Here is a 20,214-nt window from a genome sequence, read left to right on the forward strand (position 1 = left end):
CGGATCAGCCGAACGGGCCGATGGAGATGCCGCCGTCATCGTCGTCGTTGTCGCCCGGGATCGGCGCGTTGTTCCTCGGCGGAATCTGGTTGATGGCGCCGCCGTTCGACTGCGCTTCCTGCTGCGCCATGCCGCGCTGCATGTTCCGGCGTTGGAACGCCAGCGTCTGCTCGAGGGCTTCGCGGAGCGGAACTTGATTGGGTCGCTTGGCGAGCCCCTCCTGCAGCGCGATGACGTTGCCCTTGGACGGGTAGAAGCCCTGCGAACGGAGCAGCATCACGCTGTGGATCAGCTTGGCGATCTGACCGCCACCGTTCCCGGTGTCGTATTGCGCGGCGATCTCCGCGAGCGCCTTGTCACCTGCCACGGCATCGTTGGCCGCTGCCTCTGGAGCCTCGGCACCACCAGGGGTGATCGGGCTGCCCGGCGCGGCCGCGACCGGTGTGGCCGGGTTGGCGGGGTCGACGGGTGCGGGCTCGGACAGCGCGGTGGGCGCCGTCGCCAACATGCCGACCACCAGGCCGCCTGCCATCACGCCCGTCGCGGCGCGACGCCAGCCGGTCGAACTGCTGGTCTGCGATGTCATCGAATCCTCCATGCCCGTTTCGAGCGGTACGCGCGGCCATGCGACGCCTGCCGCCAGCCGGAGCCTAACAGTGTGACCAATGTGACGCACGACCTCAACTGGCCGAATCCTCGCCAAGCAATTCGGCACGCACCGCGGCCGTGAACCGCTTGTACACCCCTGTGTCGTCGTCGCGATACCAGGCGTTACGCGACGCCTTCGGAATCCCGGCGGCACGCAGCGGTCCGAGCAGCGGTCGGTAGGACGCGCTGAGCTTCATGTCCGGCACGACGTGGACGAGGTCGGGTTGTGCGCCCACGGGCAGCGCGGCGAGTGCCTCGTTCAGGTCGGCGGTTGGCACGCTTCCGCCCGGTGCGAGCGTGAGTGCGGTGACGGCCACCGCCCGTCCGCCGACCTCCACCTTGTAGGTGACCGCGAGGTCGACGGCGCCGATCCGCCCGACGGCGTCGTTCACCGCGGCGCTGAACACGGGTCCGCGTGCGGTGCGGATGACGCTTCCCCGGTTGTCGACGGCCCAGAAGTCGCCGTCGTCGTCACGCCGGAACAGGTACTCCGTCGACACCCAGGTGTCCGCGGGCGCGAAGACTCCGCGCTTCACCGATGCCGTCGGGTCGATCGGGCCGCGCGGGTGAGCCAGGAGCACGCCCACCTCGTTCGGGCCCGCCAGCGCGACGAAGCCCCGCTCGTCTTCGAGGATGAGGTCGTCGTCGACGTCGTAGGCGGCGAGCTCGATGCGGCCACCGCCCGGCAGCGGCCTGCCTGCGCTGCCGACCTTGGCGCCGGAGACGTTGGCCAGCACGGCCTGCCCGTCGGTCGTCGCGAAGAACTCGACGACGTGGGCGGGTGCGAACTCCTCCTCGACCCGCTCCCACAGGCCCGTCGGCATGCCCGAGCCGATGAACAGGCGCACCGGGTGGTTGCCGTGCAGCGCGAACGACGGGTCGTCGATGACGTCGCGCAGCATGGCCCACGTGTAGGAGACGACGGTGACGCCGTACTGGCGCAGTTCGTGGACGAAGCGGTCCGGGCGCAGGCCGCGCGACAGGGCGATGCGGGTGCCGCCGACCACCGCACCGCCCAGGCTCACCAGCAGGCCCGATTGATGGTGCAGCGGCGTGAGGCAGTACACGGTGTCGCCTCTGCCGAGGTTGGCCGCCGACGCGGTGCCGAACGCCGACAGCGCCCAGCGGAAGTTGGTGATCTGGCGGGCGACGAGCTTGCCGCCGACGGTGGCGAACGCGATGTAGGCCAGGTCCCTGGCGAAGCCGGGGTTGGGCCGGTACCAGCCCGGAAGCGCGACCACGTCCGGATCGATCTGCTCCATGTCAACCACGTTGGGGTTGCCGTGCGGTTCGAGGTCGCGGTTCTCGCCACCACCCAGGACCAGCACGCGCAGCGGAAGACGGGATGCAGCGTCGAGGTTGCTCGGATCGGCCATGACGTCGGTGACCCCGCCGAGCGCCGCTGCCTCGGCGAGGTCGGCGTCGGCAGGCATCAGCACGGCGACCGCACCGAGACGCGACAGCGCCGCGATGGCCACCAGCGCGCTGGGCCGGGTCTCCATCAGCACGCCGACGCGGGCGCCTTGGCGCACCCCGACGTCGATGAGGCCGCGCACCACGTTGTTGATGCGGCGGTCTACGGCCTCATAGGTGTGCACGCGGCCGTCGAAGAGCAGGAACTCGCCCTCGGGCGTTGCGCTGGCCTGCTCGCTCATGATGCGGCCGAGCGAGATGCGGGTGTGGTCGTTGATCTGTCCCAGCCGCGTGAGCCTCGGCAGCGTCCTCGCGGTCTCCACGACGAGCGCGCGCGCCGACTTGTTGGCCGAGACCAGGGCGCCCGCCGCGGACCGCGCGATGCCGAACGTGACCTCCGTGGCGGCGGCAGCACCGTGGGCGACCCGGGATGCGAGCGGCACGCCGCTCTCGCTGGGTTCGGCAGGCCGCAGTGCCATCGGGACGACGTCGTCGGACAGGTCGCCCTCGCCCTCGAGCCACTTGACCCAGCTCGCCACCGTCGGCCACGTCTGCGTGGCGGCCTTGCTCCCGACGACGAGGCCGAAATGGCCTGTGCGAATTAGGTATTCGTAGACGTCGGCCTGCGGCGCGGCACGCTTGATGCCGCGCACCGACGCGGGCTGACCAATGTCGTCGACTTCGCCCACGACGGCGAGGATTGGGCAGTCGATGTCGGACAGCGTGACCAGGTCGCCGCGGATCGCAAATCCGCCGCTCATCATCCGGTTGTGGGCGATGAACTGCTTGAGCAGTTCGGCAATGGCCGGGCCGGACCACGCGATCCAGCCCTCGTTCGACAGGAAGCGGCGCTGCTGTTCGCGTGGGAGCAGTGCCTCGCGGTCGTGCAGCTGCAGCAGGAAGTCGATGCGGGCCTGAGCGGTCTTGATCGGGTCGAGCATCTGAAATCCGGTGCGGGCCAGCCAGCCCGGGATGTCGATGCGGCTGAAGACGTGGTCGGCCATGAAGTCGGCCGCTGCCGCACCGAAGTTGGCTGGAAGATTCAGCGGAAGACCGGCGAGTGTGTCGACGGGCGACCCGAACGCGACGATGCTCGCGAGGTTCTTCGCATGCCGGTAGGCGGCGGTCTGATACGCGAACATCCCGCCCTGCGAGTAGCCGGCGAGGTGGACGTCGCGGTCGGTGACCTTGCGGACGGTGTCGATGGCCTCGCTGAGCGCGACTACGTGGTCGGCGAGGTTGCGCTGCATGCCGCCCTCGACCTGGTCGGGCGATCCGAAGTCGATGACCCAGGGATCGATGCCCGCAGCGTGCAGGATGCCGACGGCACCCTCGGCGCGCGTCACGTCCCACATGTCGGCCGACATCATCATCGGGTGCACCATCAGGACCGGCGGCCCGGGCGGAGTCGCACCGGGCCTGACGTCCGGCGGGAAGTACCGACGCAGGCGGTACATCGGAACGCTCTCGATGATCTGGAAGGGCGATGGCACGGCGCCCGTCTCGAGGCCGCCGTAGCGAAGCACCTCGAGCCCGTTCTGTGCAGTTGCCAGCAACCGTCCCACGGGCCTGGTGAACGGAGAGAGGTCGACCACGTTGCTTCCTTCCCTGCACCCGAAGCCGCAGTTTGCAGACGTCATCATGGCACAGCGCTCCGGCGGGCCCGCTGGTATCGGTGGGACGGCTGCGACGTGGGAGACACTGCGGCGCCGCCTATGATCGACGGTCGATGGCCAACCTCTTGAACGTCGAACGCGTGAGCGTCGGCTACGGCACCCGCACACTCCTCGACGGCGTCAGCCTCGGCGTGGACGAGAGCGATGCGATCGGCGTCGTCGGGCGCAACGGCGACGGCAAGACCACCCTCCTGCAGATCCTCACCGCCACCCGCCCGCCGGACTCGGGCCGGGTGACCCATACCTCGGGCCTGTCCGTCGGATACCTGCACCAGGCCGACGACTTCGCCGCCGAGGCGACCATCCGCGACGTGATCGTCGGCGGCAGGCCGGACCACATCTGGGCGGCCGAGGCCGACACCCGTGCCGTGGTCGAGCATCTGCTGTCCGAGGTCTCCCTCGACCAGGCGGTGGACAACCTCAGTGGTGGCGAACGCCGCCGCGTCGCGCTGGCGGCGGTCCTACTTGCCGGCCACGACGTGCTGGTCCTCGACGAGCCGACCAACCACCTCGACGTCGAGGTGATCGGCTGGCTCGCGGGCCACCTGGCGGCACAGCGCACGCAGGCCCTGGTCGTGGTCAGCCACGACAGGTGGTTCCTCGACGCGGTGTGCACGCGGATGTGGGAGGTCCACGACGGTGTCGTCGACGCCTACGACGGTGGCTACGCCGCGTACGTCCTGGCCCGCGCCGAACGCATGCGCGTGGCCGCGGGCACCGAGACGCGGCGCCGCAACCTCATGCGCAAGGAACTCGCCTGGTTGCGGCGCGGCCCGCCGGCGCGGACGTCGAAGCCCAAGTTCCGCATCCAGGCGGCCAACGACCTGATCGCCAACGAGCCCGACCCCCGCGATTCGCTGGCGCTGCAACGGTTCGCGACGGCCCGGCTGGGCAAGGACGTGTTCGACCTGCACCGCGTGGTGCTCGAACTCGGCGGCAAGACGCTGCTCGACAAGCTGGACTGGTCGATCGGCCCCGGTGCGCGCATCGGCCTGGTCGGGGTCAACGGAACCGGCAAGTCCTCGATCCTCAAACTGCTGATCGGAGAACTGCCTCCCACCTCGGGCACGATCAAGCGCGGCAAGACGCTGTCGATCGGGTACCTGAGTCAGGCGCTGATCGAGTTGGAGCCCAACGAGCGGGTGCTCGACGCCGTCGAGAACAGCCGCCGCATCACCGAGACCGCGAGCGGCAAGGAGGTCAGCGCCTCGACGCTGCTCGAGGACTTCGGTTTCACCGGCGACAAGCTCACCACCCGGCTGGGCGAACTCTCCGGCGGCGAGCGGCGTCGGCTGCAGTTCCTGCGGCTACTGCTCGAGGAGCCCAACGTCCTGCTGCTCGACGAACCCACCAACGACCTCGACATCGACACGTTGACGGTGCTCGAGGACTACCTCGACGGCTGGCCGGGCACGCTGATCGTGGTCACCCACGATCGCTACTTCCTGGAGCGCGTCGCCGACGTGACGTACGCGTTGACGGGCAACGGTCGCTGCGACCTGCTGCCCGGCGGCATCGAGCAGTACCTGGAGGGACGCGCAGGCGCCGACGCTCCCGAGCCCGCCAAGGCCGCCGACCGGGGCGAGTCGCACTCCGCGCGGTCGCGGCGCACGTCGAAGGACCTAGCCCGCATCGAGAATCAGCTGACCAAGCTCGACGACCGCATCGCGAAGGTGCACGAGGCGATGGCCGTTGCCGCCGCCGATCACCTCAAGGTCGCCGAACTCAACGACGAACTGCGAGAACTGGCCGGACGCAAGGAGTCCCTCGAAGAGGAGTGGCTGGCGCTGGCCGACGACTAGCGCAGCTGGACCCGCAGCCGGTCGGCGGTGTCTCGCACGGTGCCGAGCTGGCGGGCGACCTGGACGGGTGCCGTGCCTCCGCGGGCGTCGCGCGAGTTCACCGATCCGGCCACCGTGAGCACCTCGCGCACCTCCGCGGTGAGCCCGGGGTGGATGCCCGCGAGCTCGTCGTCGGCGAGTTCTTCGAGCCCCACGCCTCGCGCTTCGGCCGTGCGAACTGCGGCGCCCGCCGCCTCGTGCGCGACGCGGAACGGAATGCCTTGGCGCACCAGCCATTCCGCGACGTCGGTAGCGAGCGTGTACCCCAGCGGCGCGAGTTCGACCATCCGGTCGGTGTCGAACGTCAACGTCCCGACGAGGCCGGCCACCGCCGGAAGTAGCAGTTCGAGCTGCGTGACGGAGTCGAAGACCGGCTCCTTGTCCTCCTGCAGATCGCGGTTGTAGGCCAGCGGCTGCGCCTTGAGCGTCGCGAGCAGTCCGGTCAGGTTGCCGATCAGCCGGCCCGACTTGCCACGGGCGAGTTCGGCGATGTCCGGGTTCTTCTTCTGCGGCATGATCGAACTCCCGGTGGACCAGGAGTCGTGCAGCATCACGTAACCGAATTCGGTGGTGTTCCAGAGGATGACGTCCTCGGCGAGCCGGGACAGGTCCACCGCGATCATCGCCAGCACGAACGCCGCCTCGGCCGCGAAGTCCCGGGAGGCGGTCGCGTCGATCGAGTTGTCCGCCGCCGCAGCGAAACCCAGCTCGCTGGCGATCGCGTCGGGGTCCAGGCCGAGGGACGACCCGGCGAGCGCCCCGGAACCGTACGGGGAGACGGCCGTGCGGCTGTCGAAGTCGACGATGCGGGCGACGTCCCGCAGCAATGGATGGGCGTGGGCCAGGAGGTGATGCGCGAGCAACACGGGCTGGGCGGACTGCAGGTGTGTCTTGCCCGGCATGATCGCCGTGGGGTGCGCGGCCGCCTGGGTGGCCAGCGCGGCCACGACGTCGAGCGCACCGTGGCCGACCCGCTTCATCGCGTCGCGCAACCACATCCGGAACAGTGTGGCCACCTGGTCGTTGCGCGAACGTCCGGCACGCAGCCGTCCGCCGAGGTCCTCGCCGACCCGGTCGATGAGGCCACGCTCGAGGGCACCGTGCACGTCCTCGTCGGACGGCAGCGAACCGAAGCTGCCGTCGTCGACGTCGGATCCGAGGCTGTCGAGCCCGGCCAGCAGCCCGTCGCGCTGCTCCTCCGTCAACAGCCCGGCACCGAACAGGACCCGCACATGCGCCTTCGACGCGCGGACGTCATACGGTGCGAGCACCCAGTCGAAGTGCGTCGACTTGCTCAGCGCGGCAAGGGCATCGGAGGGGCCGTCGGTGAACCGACCACCCCACAGTGAGCCCTCGTTGGTCGTCACTGCTGCAGGTCCCGCTTCGCCGCGATCTTCGAGGAGAGGCCGTGCACGTGCACGAAGCCCTTGGCGCTGGACTGGTCGAACGTGTCGCCCTCGTCGTAGGTGGCGAGGTTGAAGTCGTACAGCGACTGGCTGCTCCGCCTGCCGTTGACGGCGATGTGGCCGCCGTGCAGCACCAGCCGGATCTCGCCGGTGACGTGTTCCTGGGTGTGGTCGACGAATGCCTCGAGCGCCCGCTTGAGCGGTGAGTACCAGAGGCCGTCGTAGACTAGCTCGCCCCACTTCTGGTCGGTGTTGCGCTTGAATCGGCCCAGCTCGCGTTCGAGCGTGACGTGTTCGAGTTCGGTGTGCGCGGTGATGAGCACCATCGCGCCGGGGGCCTCGTAGATCTCCCGGCTCTTGATGCCGACCAACCGGTCCTCGACGACGTCGAGGCGGCCCACGCCCTGTGCGCCCGCCCGCCGGTTCAGTTCGACGATGGCCTCCAGCACCGAGACGCGGCGCCCGTCGATCGAGACCGGCACGCCCTGCTCGAACCCCACGACGACCTCGTCGGGGCTGCTCCAGTTGACCGTCGGATCCTCGGTGTAGTCGTACACGTCCTTGGTGGGCGCATTCCAGAGGTGCTCCAGGAAGCCGGTCTCGACGGCACGACCCCACACGTTCTGGTCGATCGAGAACGGCGACCGCTTGCTGACGTTGATCGGGATCGCGTTCTCCTCGGCGAAGGCGATGGCCTTCTCCCGGGTCCACGCGTAGTCCCGCACGGGTGCGAGGACCTCGAGATCGGGTGCGAGCGAAGCGAATCCGACCTCGAAACGGACTTGGTCGTTGCCCTTGCCGGTGCAGCCGTGCGCCACGATGCCGCCCCCGTGCTCGCGCGCCGCGTCGACGAGGTGCTTGACGATCAGCGGCCTGCTGATGGCCGACACCAGCGGGTAGCGGTCCATGTAGAGGGCGTTGGACTTGATGGTCGGCAGGCAGTACTCGTTGGCGAACTCGTCGCGTGCGTCGACGACGACGGCCTCGACGGCACCGCAGTCCATCGCACGCTGACGGACCACCTCCATGTCCTCACCGCCTTGACCGAGGTCGATGGCGACCGCCACGACCTCTCGGCCGGTCTCCTTGCCGATCCAGCTGATCGCGACCGAGGTGTCCAGACCGCCGGAGTACGCCAGGATGACGCGTTCGGACATGTACCAATCTCCTTCTAGTTCTCAACGAAAATTCGTGTGCTCAATGCGCTTCTTCGAAGCGGCCGGCGAGTTCCGCGCCGGTCATCGGGTCACGCGCCACCACGAGGATGGTGTCATCGCCGGCAACCGTGCCGACGACGTAGGGCAGCGACGCGCGGTCGATCGCGCTGGCCAGGTAGTGCGCCGCCCCTGGCGGGGTGCGGAGCACAGCGAGATTACCGCTCGCGTCGGTGGACACCAGCAGGTCGTTCAGCAGGCGCGCCATCCGCTCGGTCCCACCGGACACCCCGCGCACGGGGCTGCCGTCCTCGGGGACGACGTAGACGCCGGTACCGCCGTCGGCGCCGCGCAGCTTGACCGCGCCCAGTTCCTCGAGGTCCCGCGACAGCGTGGCCTGGGTGACGTCGATGCCGTCGGCGGCCAGCATCGTGGCGAGTTCGCTCTGGCTGCGCACCGAGTTCGACGACAGCAGCGACACGATGCGTGCCTGCCTGCCCGCCCTCGTCGAGGCCGACGTCACGAGCCGCTCATCCTCGGCGCTCCAACAGCCAGACCAACAGCGCCTTCTGCGCGTGCAACCGGTTCTCCGCCTCGTCCCACACCGCACTCTGCGGACCGTCGATCACGTCGTCGGTGATCTCGTGGCCGCGATGGGCGGGAAGGCAGTGCAGCACAACGGCGTCCGGCGCGGCCGATTCCAGCAGTGCTTCGTTGACCTGGAACGGGCGGAACGGTCGCACGCGGTCGAGGCCGTCGTTCTCCTGGCCCATCGACGTCCACGTGTCGGTGACCAGGACGTCGGCACCCTCGGCGCCGGCACGCGCGTCCGAGGTGACCGTGACGGTGGCACCGGTCTCGGCGGCGCGCTCGGCGGCAGCCGCCACGAACATCGGGTGGGGTTCGAAGTTCTGCGGTGCGGCGATGGTGACGTCGATGCCTGCGGTGACGCCGCCCAGCATCAGCGAGTGCGCCATGTTGTTGGCGCCGTCGCCGAAGTAGGTCATCTTCAGGCCCTGCAGTTTGTCCTTGCGCTCGGCGAGCGTCTGCAGGTCCGCCAGCACCTGGCAGGGGTGAAACTCGTCGGACAGTGCGTTGACGATGGGCACCGTCGACCCGGATCCCATGGCGCTCAACCGCTCCTGCGCGAATGTGCGCCACACGATGGCGTCGACGTACCGGGACAACACCGCCCCGGTGTCCTCGAGGGTCTCCTCGCGGCCGAGCTGGGTGCTGCGCCCGTCGACGACGACGGCGTGCCCGCCGAGCTGAGCGATCCCCATCTCGAAGGAGAAGCGAGTGCGCGTCGAGTTCTTCTCGAAGATGACCGCCACACCGCGCGGGCCCTCGAGTGGACGGGCGCTGAACGGCGCCTTCTTCAACTCGGCCGCCAGGGCGAGGACCTCGGCCTGCTCGTCGGGCGTCAGGTCGTCGTCCCGCAGGAAGTGTCGCAGTGTCATGATGCCTCCGTCGCGGCGTCGAGGATGGCGGGTAGGTCGCCGACGAACGCGTCGATCTGCTCGTCGGTGACCACCAGCGGCGGTGCGAGCCGCACGACGTCGGGCGCCGCGGCGTTGATCAGGTAGCCGGCGTCACGTGCCGCGGTTTCGATGGCCTTGCCGACCGGGGAGGTCAACACGATGCCCCGCAGCAGACCCCGCCCCCGGACGTGATCGACCAGGGGGTGTCCGATGGCCTCGATGCCGTGCGCGAGCGTCTTGCCCAGCACGTCGGCCCGCGAGATCAGATCGTCCTGCGCGAGTGTCGAGAGCACCGCCAGCGCTGCCGCCGTGCACACCGGGTTGCCGCCGAACGTGCTCCCGTGCAGTCCCGGGGTCATCAGCTCGGCCGCATCGCCGATCGCCAGGCAGGCGCCGATGGGCAGGCCGCCGCCCAGCCCCTTGGCCAGGGTCACGACGTCGGGAGTGATGCCGTCATGGGCGTGCGCGTAGAACGTGCCGGTGCGGCCGACACCCGTCTGCACTTCGTCGAACACCAGCAGTGCGCCGTGTCGTGCGGTGATCTCGCGCGCCGCGACGAGGTAACCCGGCGGCGGCGTCACGACCCCGCCCTCCCCCATGATCGGCTCGAGGAACACCGCGGCGGTGTCGTCGGACACGGCTGCCGCGAGCGCGTCCGCGTCGCCATACGGCACGTGGGTGACGTCACCGGGCAGCGGCTCGAACGGCGCCTGCTTGCTCGGCTGGCCGGTCAGCGCCAGCGACCCCATCGTGCGGCCGTGGAAGGCGCCGTCGGCCGCGACCAGCTTGGTGCGACCGGTCAGACGGCTGATCTTGAACGCGACCTCGTTGGCCTCGGTCCCGGAGTTCGCGAAGAACACCCGCGCGTGGACGTCGCCGCCGAGGTGGGCCACCAGCGCCTCGGCGAGCGCGATACCCGGTTCGGTGGCATAGAGATTCGACGTGTGGCCGAGCGTGTTCAGCTGCCGGGTGACGGCCTCGATGACGGCCGGGTGCCGGTGGCCGAGCACGTTGACCGCGATGCCGCCGAGCAGGTCCACGTAGGACTTGCCGTCGACGTCGGTCACCACGGCGCCGTCGCCCGTCGCCAGGACCAGCGGCGGGGTGCCGTAGTTGTTCATCATCACGGCGCCCCAACGGGCCTGCAGCTCTTCGGTATTGGTCATCTCGGCACCACCTTTGTCCCCGATCCCCCATTGGTGAGCAACTCGACCAGCACGCAGTGCTCCACGCGACCGTCGATGACGTGTGCGCTCGGCACACCGCCCCCGACCGCGCGCAGACAGGCCTCGATCTTCGGCACCATCCCTGATTCCAGCTTCGGCAGCAGACCCGTCAGCTCGGCCACGTCGATCTCGCTGACGAGCGATCCGCGGTCCGGCCAATTCGTGTACAGGCCTTCGACGTCGGTGAGCATCAGCAGGCGCTCGGCACCGAGCGCCTCCGCCAGGGCGGCCGCGGCGGTGTCGGCGTTGATGTTGTGCACCACGCCGTCGGCGTCGGGCGCGATGGTCGAGACCACCGGGATGCGCCCGGCAGCGATCAGATCCATGACGGCCGACGTGTCGACCTTCTCGACGTCGCCGACCAGACCGATGTCGGTGGCGACACCGTCGACGGTGACGTCGCGCCGGATCGCGGTGAATAGGTGCGCGTCCTCGCCGGTGATGCCGACTGCGTACGGCCCGTGGGCGTTGATGAGGCCGACGAGTTCCCGGCCGACCTGGCCGAACAGCACCATGCGGGCGATGTCGAGCACCTCGGGGGTGGTGACGCGGAAGCCGCCCTTGAACTCACCTGGGATGCCGAGGCGCTCGAGCATCGCGCTGATCTGTGGGCCGCCCCCGTGCACGACGACGGGGTGGATGCCGCAGTTGCGCAGGAACGCCATGTCCGCGGCGAACGCGGCCTTGAGCACGTCGTCGGTCATGGCGTTGCCGCCGTACTTGACCACGACGATCTTGCCGTGCAGTTGCTTCAGCCAGGGCAGCGCCTCGGCGAACACGGCGGCAGCAGACGTGGTCACGACGAGTACGCCGAGTTCTCTTCGACGTAGGCGTGCGACAGGTCGGTGGTGCGGATGGTCGCCGCGCCGCTACCGACCCCGAGATCGACGACGACCTCGATCTCCGCGCCGGACAGGTCGACCTCGCGGGCGTCGGGCGTTCCGGCGCCGTCGACGCACACGGGAGAACCGTTGAAGGACACGCTGATCCGTCCTGGCTCGAGTTCCACGGGCGCCATCCCGACGGCCGCCAGCACGCGGCCCCAGTTCGGATCGGATCCGAACAGCGCGGTCTTGACCAGGCTGTCGCGGGCGATCACGCGGGCCGCCGTCACGGCGTCGTCTTCGGAGAGCGCACCGGTGACCGTGATGGCGATCCGCTTGGTCACGCCTTCGGCGTCGGCCTGCAGCTGGGCGCACAGGTCGTCGCACACGGCGAGGACCGCGGCGTCCAATTCCTCCTGGCTCGGAGCGACTTCGCTTGCGCCAGAAGCCAACAGCAGCACCGTGTCGTTGGTCGAGCAGCTGCCGTCGACGTCGAGGCGGTCGAACGTACGCGCCGAGGCGTTGCGCAGCGCGCGGTCCAGGGCGTCGCCGTCGGCAACGGCGTCGGTGGTGATGACGCACAACATCGTGGCCAGGGAAGGCGCCAGCATCCCGGCCCCCTTGGCCATACCGCCCACCGTCCAGTTCTGCGGGTGGTGCAGCGCCACCTGCTTGGGGACGGTGTCGGTGGTCATGATGGCCTGGGCGGCCTCCTTGCCACCGCTCAAACCGCCTGCCATCTCCTGCACGACGGCCTTGACCCCTGTCAGCACCTTGTCCATCGGGAGCCGGTCGCCGATCAGGCCCGTGGAACAGACGGCCACTTCGATGGCCCCGGTCTCGGTCCCCCAGGTCGACAGCGCGGCCGCGACGGCCTCCGCGGTCGCGTGGGTGTCCTGGAACCCGCCAGGTCCGGTGCAGGCGTTGGCGCCGCCGGAGTTGAGGACGACGGCGCGCAGCCGGCGCGTCGTCATCACCTGCTGCGTCCACAGCACCGGCGCGGCCTTGACCTTGTTGCGGGTGAAGACTCCGGCCGCGGCGTGGTCGGGCCCCTCGTTGAACACCAGCGCGAGGTCGGGTGCCCCCGATGCCTTGATGCCCGCCGCGATGCCTGCGGCGCGGAAACCCGCGGGTGCCGTGACGCCCTGGGTGCGGATCAGGCTCTGACTGGTTGTCACGGTGCTACTCCCACGGTCGAAAGCCCTTCGGTCTCCGGCCATCCCAGCGCCAGGTTCATCGATTGCACGGCGGCCCCGCCCGTGCCCTTGACCAAGTTGTCGATGGCGCACAGCGCGACCAGCACGCCGGCATCCGCGTCGACGGCAACGGCGACCTGGGCGGCGTTGCTCCCGATCACCGACCCGGTCTTGGGCAGGCGGCCCTCGGGCAGCAGGTGCACGAACGGCTCGCTGCCGTAGGCCTTCTCGTAGGCCGAGCGGATCTCGGAGGTGGTCGCGGTGGTGGGCGCGGTGCAGGTCGCCAGGATGCCGCGCGAGGTCGGGATGAGCACCGGCGTGAACGACACGGTGACGTCGCGGTCGGTGACGAGGCGGAGTCCCTGCGCGATCTCGGGCGTGTGGCGGTGCGCGCCGCCGATGTTGTAGGCGCGGGCGGAGCCGATCACCTCGGCGCCGAGGAGGTCGACCTTTGCCGCCCGGCCTGCGCCCGAGGTACCGCTGACGGCGACCACCGTGATGGCGGGCTCGATCAAATCGGCGGCCACTGCGGGCAGCAGTGCGAGCAGCGCGGCGGTCGGGTAGCACCCCGGGACCGCGATGCGCTTGGTGTCCTGCAGCGCGTCCCGGCCGCCGGGCAGTTCGGGAAGGCCGTACGGCCAGCTGCCTGCGTGGGTCGAGCCGTAGTAGCGCTCCCACGCCGACGGGTCGGTGAGCCGGAAGTCCGCGCCGCAGTCGACGATCAGCGTCTCGGGGCCGAGCTGCTCGGCGATCGCCGCGGAGTGGCCGTGCGGCAGCGCGAGGAAGACCACGTCGTGGCCGGCGAGCACCTCGGGTTCGGTGGGATCGAGCACCCGGCCCTCGAGCGGCAGCAGGTGCGGGTGGTGTTCGGTGATGTCGGTTCCAGCACTCGACGCCGCGGTTAGCGCACCGATCACGAGGCGCCCGTCGCGGTAGGCGGGGTGGCCGAGGAGTAGGCGAAGGATCTCGCCACCGGCGTAGCCGCTGGCTCCGGCGACGGCGACTGAAGTCATGCATCGATCTTGCATGTTTATGCAGACGGTTGCAAACTGATTACTTGCGCTGCGTGGCGCCGACCCGTTGCGTCGCCAGGGCCACGGCAGCGTCGCGGGCCGCGCTCGCTTCGTCCTCGGTCAGCGTTCGGTCGGGAGCACGGAACCGCAGCGCCAGGGTGAGCGACTTGTTGCCACCGCCGACCTGCGGGCCGGTGTAGACGTCGAACAGTCTGACGTCCTCGAGCAGTCCGCCCGCGCCCTCCCGGACGGCGTCGACGACGTCGCGTGCCGCCACGTCGTCGGCGACGATCAGGCTGACGTCCTGGAAGACGGCAGGGAACGGCGAGACCGCAGGAACCGGCAGGGGCTCGGTGATCGGCACGGCGTCGAGATCCAGTTCGACCGCGCAGGTGCGCTTGGGCAGTCCTGCCCGTTCGATGACCGCCGGGTGGAGTTCGCCGGCGTACCCGATCACCCGGTCGCCGATCAGCACCTCGGCGCAGCGGCCGGGATGCCAGGGCAGCTCGCGGGCCGCGCGCAGCGTGACGTCGACGTTGCAGGCGCGGGCGATGATCTGGACGGCCTCGATGGCGTCGGCCGCCTCCACCGGACGGCCGGAGCCCCACGGTCCGGCGGGTTCACGGCGGCCGGCGAGGACCACGCCGACGTGCAGTGGTTGCCGCGGCAACGAGTCGTCGATGGTCGCGATCTCGTCGTCCGTGGGCCTGCGGTCCACCGGGATGCGGTCCAGCGCGCGGGTCTGCGGCGTGGCGAGCACGACCTGCTCGATGCCGAACAGCGCGACGTCGGACGCACCGCGAGACACGTTGCGCGACAACGCTTCCAGCAGCCCTGGCAGCAGTGTGGAGGCGAGTTGGGGCCGGTCGGCCTCCAGCGGGTTGAGCACCGACATGGTGGCCCGGCGCGGATCGTCGACGGCCAGACCCCACGCGTCGAAGATGCCTGCGGGCAGGAAGGGTGTCGGCAGGATCTCTACGAACCCGCTGAGCGCGAGGGACTTGCCGATGGCGCGGCGGCGCCGCTGTCCAGCGGTCAGGCCGCGTCCGGGCGGGGCGAGGGGCAGCACCGACGGGATGCGGTCGAGGCCTTCGAGGCGGAGCACCTCCTCGACGAGGTCGGCGGGCTCGCGCAGGTCGGGCCGCCAGCTCGGGGGTGTGACCGTGACCGTGCCGTCGGCGACGTCCACCTTGCCGCCGATCTGGGTCAACCGTCGCGCAGTGGCGCCCTCGGCGTACTCGATGCCCGCCATCCGGTCGGGAAGGTCGACGGGCATGGTGACCGGGGCCGGGGACCAGTCGTCGCGGGGTGGATCGCCGCGCCAGTCGGTCAACGTGGGCTCCACGGTGCCGCCCGCGATGTCGGCGAGCAGCTCCGCGCAACGATCGATGGCTGCGACGGAGATGGCCGGGTCGACCGTGCGCTCGTAGCGTCGGCCGGCTTCGCTCACCAGACGCAGGCGGCGCTGGGTCCGCGATACCGCAGCGGGATCCCAGACGGCGGCCTCGAGGAGGACGTCGACGGTGGTGTCGCGCACCTCGGTGGTGCCTGCGCCCATGATGCCGCCGATCGACGCGGTCGCACGCTCGTCGACGATCAGGACGTCGCCGGTATCGAGCGAGCGGGTGACGTCGTCGAGGGTGACGACCTTCTCCCCCGGTTCGGCGAAGCGCACGTCGAGAGCACCCGAGATGAGCGTCCGGTCGTGTGCGTGCAGCGGGTGTCCGAGTTCGAGCATCACGTAGTTGGTGACGTCGACCGCGGGCGAGATCGCGCGGATGCCGCTCAGGAGGAGGCGCCGCTGCATCCACCACGGGGACACCGCAGTCGGGTCGATGCCGGTGACAGGGCGCAGACCGAACCGCAGCACGCCGGTACCCGGTTGCACGGTCAGCGGCCAGGCTTCCCCTTCGGCCGGCAGCGGCGGGACGTCGGCGGGATCGACGAAGTCGAGGTCCATGGCGCACGCGAGTTCCCGGGCCATGCCGCGGATCGACAGGCAGTAGCCGCGGTCGGGCGTGATCGCGAGGTCGAACACGACGTCGTCGAGTCCGACGACGTCGATTCCGGAGTCACCGGGCTCGGCGGTGCCGGGGGGCAGCACCAGGATGCCGGTGTGATCGGCGCCGAGGTTGAGTTCGGACGCCGAGCAGATCATCCCGTCGGAGGTGCGGCCGTAGGTCTTGCGCTTGGCGATGGTGATACCGCCGGTCGGCTCGTCACTGGGAAGCACGGTGCCGGGAAGCGCGACGACCACCAGGTCGCCGACGGCGAAGTTCGTTGCGCCGCAGACGATGTCACGCGGCTCGCCGTCGACGTTGTGGGCGCCGACGTCGACCTTGCAGGCCCGGATCGGCTTCTTGAAGCCGGTCAGCTCCTCGATCTCGGCGACGCGGCCGACCACGAGCGGACCGGTTACCGGCCCGACCGGAATGATGTCCTCGACCTCGTGGCCGATGTCGATGAGCGTGCGTTCGAGTTCGTCGACGGACACGTCCCAGTCGGGGGTGCCGGCCCGGACGACGTCGCGCAGCCAGCTATAGGGAATGCGCATCAGGCGCCCACCCCGAACGGCAGCGAGAATCGGACGTCACCCTCGACCATGTCGCGCATGTCGGAGATGCCGTTGCGGAACTGGAGCGTGCGCTCCAAGCCCATGCCGAAAGCGAAGCCGGAGTACTCGTCGGGGTCGATTCCGCAGGCGCGCAACACGTTCGGGTTCATCATCCCGCAGCCGCCCCACTCCACCCAGCCGGGCCCGCCCTTCTTGTTCTCGAACCAGACGTCGACTTCGGCCGACGGCTCGGTGAAGGGGAAGAAGTGCGGGCGGAATCGGGTGCGGCCGCCGGGGCCGAACTGGGCGCGGGCGAACGCGTCGAGGGTGCCCTTCAGGTGCGCCATGGTGAGACCGCGGTCGACGGCCATTCCCTCGACCTGGTGGAACACCGGGGTGTGGGTGGCGTCGAGTTCGTCGGTGCGGAACGTCCGCCCGATCGAGATGATGTAGACCGGCAGGTCGCGTTCGAGCAGGGCGCGGACCTGTACGGGCGAGGTGTGGGTGCGCAGCACCTGCCGTGATCCGTCCGGCGCGACGTGGAACGTGTCCTGTTCACTGCGCGCAGGGTGGTCGGGCGGGAAGTTCAGGGCGTCGAAGTTGAACTGCTCGGTCTCGACTTCCGGCCCTTCGGCGAGTTCCCAGCCCATGGCGACGAACGTGTCGGCGACGTGCTCGGCGAGGATGGTGATCGGGTGGCGCGCGCCGAGGGGCTGGCGCGTGGTGGGCAGCGTGACGTCGATGCGTTCGGCGACCAGTGCGGCGGCGTCGCGCTCGGTGCGCAGGACTTCGAGGCGCTCGTCGTAGGCCGCTTGCGCTGCCGTGCGGGCCACGTTCACGCGCTTGCCGGCGTCGGCTCGGTCGGTCTTGGGCAGCGAGCCAAGGGCCTGTCGTGCCAATGCAATCGGCGACCGATCGCCGAGATGCTCGGTCTTGGCCCGCGCCAGCTCGTCGAGACTCGAGGCAGCGTCGAAGGCGCGCCGAGCCTCGCCGACGGCGTCCGTCAGCGCCTGCTCGGTCAAACCCGGGGTTCCCGCAATGTCATTGCTGGGCTGCTCAGCCACCCGGCGATCATAGCGACGGGTGGGGTGTGACCCGCGCTACCCTCACGCCTGGGTCGAGGAGTTCGGCCCCTGCTTCGTTGAGTCTGCGGTCGTCGGCGATGCGCCGGGCACGATCCCGAGCGCGGGTCTGTTTGCGGCGGGGCATGGTCAGGCCCGGGTTGGTCTCGGATGCCGCGGCCGTTCTGGCTGCGTCCGTGATCGCCACGGGCCCCGTGGGCACGCAGAGGCTGGGAAACAGCAGCTTGCTGCCCGGCTCGGTGGTGTAGGTCCGGCCGCGGGGCGAAGTCCAGATGATGGTTCCGTCGGGCAGTTGTCGGTCCCGCCAGCCGTTGGGTCCGCCCCAGAAGGTCTTCAGCAAGTGGTGTCGACGGCATAGGCATTTGAGGTTCGACGCGCAGGTCGGTCCGATCGGCCAGGCGATGGTGTGGTCGATGTCTGCGGTTGTGGCTGGTTCGCTGCAGCCCGGGAAGCGGCACGTCAGGTCTCGGCAGCGCACGAATTCCGCGAGCCGGCGTGACGGGGTGTAGCGAGGTTCGGGTGGACTATCGCCGGGGTGGCAGACCTTGCGGATCTTCGCGGTGAGCGCGAAGCGTCGGGCCAGTGCGCCGGGGAGGAACGGGCCGCCGAGGATCGCGCCGGGTCGAGTGGCGGGCTGGTCGCGGTTGGTGTGGGCGCCTGCTCCGCCTGAGCCGCCCGGTTCATCCGGTACATCGTGGTTCGCATCCGTTTCGGCTGTCGGACTGTCGGCGTCCGGTACCCCGTCTGCGGTTTCACCTTCGGCATCCGCGTGGGAGCGATCGCTTTCGTCCGATCGATCGGCATCGCCCACACCGATCTCAGAGTTGGTGACCTCGGCCTTGATGCCACGGACATCGTCGGCGTTACCACTCAACTCATCCACACGTCGTGATCTCCGACAAGGGCTTGTCGAACAGCGGGTCGGGGTCGCCGTCGAGCGAAGCGTCCTGAGCCTTCGTGGCGTCGGACTCGTCGTCGAGGGTGTCCTCGTTCACGACGACGTAGACCACCGCATTGCCCTTCGGAGGCGTCTTGGGCCCGGGGCAGTCGTTGCCACCGCACAGGCACGGCAGGTAGTCGAGTGCATGGGTGATCGAGTGCACCGAGTCGGCGCGACGCTGCTCGACCGTCCGTGGGTCGCCCGGGCACACGGTGTGGGCCAGGAGGTTCAGCCGCTTTTCAAGGGCCTTGCCGTGGGTGGCGAATAGCGTGCCGAACATGGTGGCCATGCCGGAGCCGTCGTAGTCGAACTGGATGTTGCGGCCCTTGGCAGTGAGCTTCGTGCGGTACACACCGTGGGGGTCGTGTTCGGCGACGATCGCGTCGATGGTGGTGTTGAGCTTCTCTTCCGACATCGGCGCCCAGCCGGTCAACACGTCAGCGAACGCCTTATCGACGGCCTTCTGCGCATCACGGTCCCGCACCAGGGCCGTCCGCGTCGTGATCGCAGACGCGACGCGGTAGGACACCAATCCGTCGGCGAACAACGCTGCCAGGTGAGGCAGTCGGTCGCGCAGTGCGGTGGCGATCAACAACTGATGCGACGCCGCGCCCTGGGTGATGTTCTGCTCGGCCCCGATCTCCGCGGCGACCGCGCCCCAGTTGTCCAGGTACCACTGCTCCCGATCGGCCGAGCCATCGGCGGCAAAGGCCTGATCCAAGAGCACGACCATCGCCGCGAGACGACGCGCGGTGGCTGCGGCCTCGACCCGCGCCCACCCCGCGACCGTGCGGGAGGCCTGAGCTTCGGTGGCGATCACTTCGAACATGCTTTCGAATCTACCACCTGGGTAAGACACGGAGCCGCACCAAATACCCACCCTGACCAGGCTGTGGATGAATTCGGCACTGGGGATGAAGGAGCCCTGCGACGGTCGTTGCGTCAGACCGGAGGCGTAGTGCCGCAGCGGTCATGAGTCGCACCCAGGTGGGCGCGACGAGCAGCAGTCAGCGCGCCAGCCACGACCGCCCCCACGGCGCCGCAGGCCGCTGCAGGCGCCATCGCCTCGACCGTGCCTGCGAGCATCAGGAACCCGAACCACGATGCGACGCCCAGTAGCGCGAACCGCCACCCGGTCCAGGCACCAGGCGCTCCGAACCGGGTCGCCACTGCCATCCCCAACAGCAGGGCGACGCCGTGCCCAACGTCCGTGAAGTCCCGCCCCACCGCGACCGCGGCCACGCCAACGCCCAACCACGCTCCGATCACGGCGGGCCGCCACCGCCTTGGCACCGCAACGGCCAAGGCGCCGAGAACCGCGGTCGCGCCATAGCTGGTGCCGACATCGGTCGCGCGGGTGATCTCCGCCGGCGTCCAGCCGGACTCGACCCCGACCGTGAGCCCGATGGCCACCAACAGCGTGGCGCCGACGTGTCCGGTCACGAAGGCGTAGATCAAATGCCTACTCCCCCAGATCGACTCGGCCAGTCCGAGCAGGCACAGCAGACCCGGCAACCACAGTGCAACCGGTCCGGCGTCCACGACGAACGCGCTACCGAGCAGCGTCCCCACATGACCGTGACCGAGATTGTGCAGGTTCGTGCTCGCGCGCTCGACGGCACGGGCCTGCGCCTGCGGCCCGAGCGCGACGAGTGCCGACGTGACGGCCAGCAGGATCGCTCCGTAGAGGAGCGTCGCCCGCAGCCGTCCCAACGACCGCAGCGGCTGCCACCGGGACACGAGTGCACGCACCACCCGGT

General features: G+C 69.7%; 16 protein-coding genes. 1 reads left to right on the plus strand and 15 read right to left on the minus strand.

From position 1 onward, the window contains the following. Positions 1–4: 4 nt before the first annotated feature. Both G6N61_RS05255 and G6N61_RS05260 read right to left on the minus strand, forming a co-directional pair. Positions 5–586, minus strand: a complete 582-nt coding sequence (locus G6N61_RS05255) for a hypothetical protein (protein WP_163917577.1) — start codon at positions 584–586, stop codon at positions 5–7. A 94-nt stretch (positions 587–680) separates the two neighbouring features. Further along, the gene (locus G6N61_RS05260; protein ID WP_235887419.1) at positions 681–3,656 is read right to left on the minus strand and encodes an acyl-CoA synthetase; all 2,976 of its coding nucleotides are present in this window, start codon (positions 3,654–3,656) and stop codon (positions 681–683) included. Between the two features lie 134 nt (positions 3,657–3,790). Between G6N61_RS05260 and G6N61_RS05265 the strand changes: the two genes are divergently transcribed. Continuing rightward, positions 3,791–5,539, plus strand: coding sequence for an ABC-F family ATP-binding cassette domain-containing protein (locus G6N61_RS05265; RefSeq protein ID WP_163917578.1), 1,749 nt, complete (start codon positions 3,791–3,793; stop codon positions 5,537–5,539). Here G6N61_RS05265 and argH read toward each other — a convergent pair. The 13 genes from argH to G6N61_RS05330 all read right to left on the minus strand — a co-directional run bounded on the left by argH (position 5,536) and on the right by G6N61_RS05330 (position 20,209). Then, on the minus strand, positions 5,536–6,945 hold the full coding sequence (argH, locus tag G6N61_RS05270; RefSeq protein ID WP_163917579.1) for an argininosuccinate lyase: 1,410 nt from the start codon (positions 6,943–6,945) through the stop codon (positions 5,536–5,538). The genes G6N61_RS05265 and argH overlap by 4 nt on opposite strands. Continuing rightward, on the minus strand, positions 6,942–8,141 hold the full coding sequence (locus G6N61_RS05275; RefSeq protein ID WP_163917580.1) for an argininosuccinate synthase: 1,200 nt from the start codon (positions 8,139–8,141) through the stop codon (positions 6,942–6,944). The genes argH and G6N61_RS05275 overlap by 4 nt, the downstream gene beginning before the upstream one ends. A 40-nt stretch (positions 8,142–8,181) precedes the next feature. Further along, positions 8,182–8,661, minus strand: a complete 480-nt coding sequence (locus G6N61_RS05280; RefSeq protein ID WP_163917581.1) for an arginine repressor — start codon at positions 8,659–8,661, stop codon at positions 8,182–8,184. A 7-nt stretch (positions 8,662–8,668) separates the two neighbouring features. Further along, positions 8,669–9,598, minus strand: a complete 930-nt coding sequence (argF, locus tag G6N61_RS05285; RefSeq protein ID WP_163917582.1) for an ornithine carbamoyltransferase — start codon at positions 9,596–9,598, stop codon at positions 8,669–8,671. Then, positions 9,595–10,785 carry an acetylornithine transaminase gene (locus tag G6N61_RS05290; protein ID WP_163917583.1) on the minus strand — a complete coding sequence of 397 codons (1,191 nt, stop codon included), beginning with the start codon at positions 10,783–10,785 and terminating at the stop codon, positions 9,595–9,597. Before G6N61_RS05290 ends, argF begins: the two co-directional genes overlap by 4 nt. Continuing rightward, entirely contained in the window at positions 10,782–11,645 is an 864-nt protein-coding gene (gene argB / locus G6N61_RS05295) for an acetylglutamate kinase (protein WP_163917584.1), read from the minus strand. The genes G6N61_RS05290 and argB overlap by 4 nt, the downstream gene beginning before the upstream one ends. After that, the gene (argJ, locus tag G6N61_RS05300) at positions 11,642–12,889 is read right to left on the minus strand and encodes a bifunctional glutamate N-acetyltransferase/amino-acid acetyltransferase ArgJ (protein WP_163917585.1); all 1,248 of its coding nucleotides are present in this window, start codon (positions 12,887–12,889) and stop codon (positions 11,642–11,644) included. Before argJ ends, argB begins: the two co-directional genes overlap by 4 nt. Next, entirely contained in the window at positions 12,844–13,878 is a 1,035-nt protein-coding gene (gene argC / locus G6N61_RS05305) for an N-acetyl-gamma-glutamyl-phosphate reductase (protein ID WP_163917586.1), read from the minus strand. The genes argJ and argC overlap by 46 nt, the downstream gene beginning before the upstream one ends. 40 nt (positions 13,879–13,918) lie before the next feature. After that, positions 13,919–16,432: a phenylalanine--tRNA ligase subunit beta gene (pheT, locus tag G6N61_RS05310; RefSeq protein WP_163917587.1), complete on the minus strand. Its 2,514-nt coding sequence runs from the start codon at positions 16,430–16,432 to the stop codon at positions 13,919–13,921. Continuing rightward, the gene (gene pheS / locus G6N61_RS05315; protein WP_163924608.1) at positions 16,432–17,472 is read right to left on the minus strand and encodes a phenylalanine--tRNA ligase subunit alpha; all 1,041 of its coding nucleotides are present in this window, start codon (positions 17,470–17,472) and stop codon (positions 16,432–16,434) included. Before pheS ends, pheT begins: the two co-directional genes overlap by 1 nt. A gap of 31 nt (positions 17,473–17,503) precedes the next feature. Next, positions 17,504–18,397 (minus strand): HNH endonuclease signature motif containing protein, encoded by an 894-nt coding sequence (locus G6N61_RS05320; protein ID WP_163917588.1) that lies wholly within the window; start codon positions 18,395–18,397, stop codon positions 17,504–17,506. Continuing rightward, the gene (locus G6N61_RS05325; RefSeq protein WP_163917589.1) at positions 18,390–19,283 is read right to left on the minus strand and encodes a DUF222 domain-containing protein; all 894 of its coding nucleotides are present in this window, start codon (positions 19,281–19,283) and stop codon (positions 18,390–18,392) included. Before G6N61_RS05325 ends, G6N61_RS05320 begins: the two co-directional genes overlap by 8 nt. Positions 19,284–19,396: 113 nt before the next feature. Continuing rightward, positions 19,397–20,209, minus strand: a complete 813-nt coding sequence (locus G6N61_RS05330) for a rhomboid-like protein (protein ID WP_179973571.1) — start codon at positions 20,207–20,209, stop codon at positions 19,397–19,399. Positions 20,210–20,214: the final 5 nt, after the last annotated feature.

This window comes from Mycolicibacterium arabiense (genome assembly GCF_010731815.2).
Taxonomy (GTDB): Bacteria; Actinomycetota; Actinomycetes; order Mycobacteriales; family Mycobacteriaceae; genus Mycobacterium; species Mycobacterium arabiense.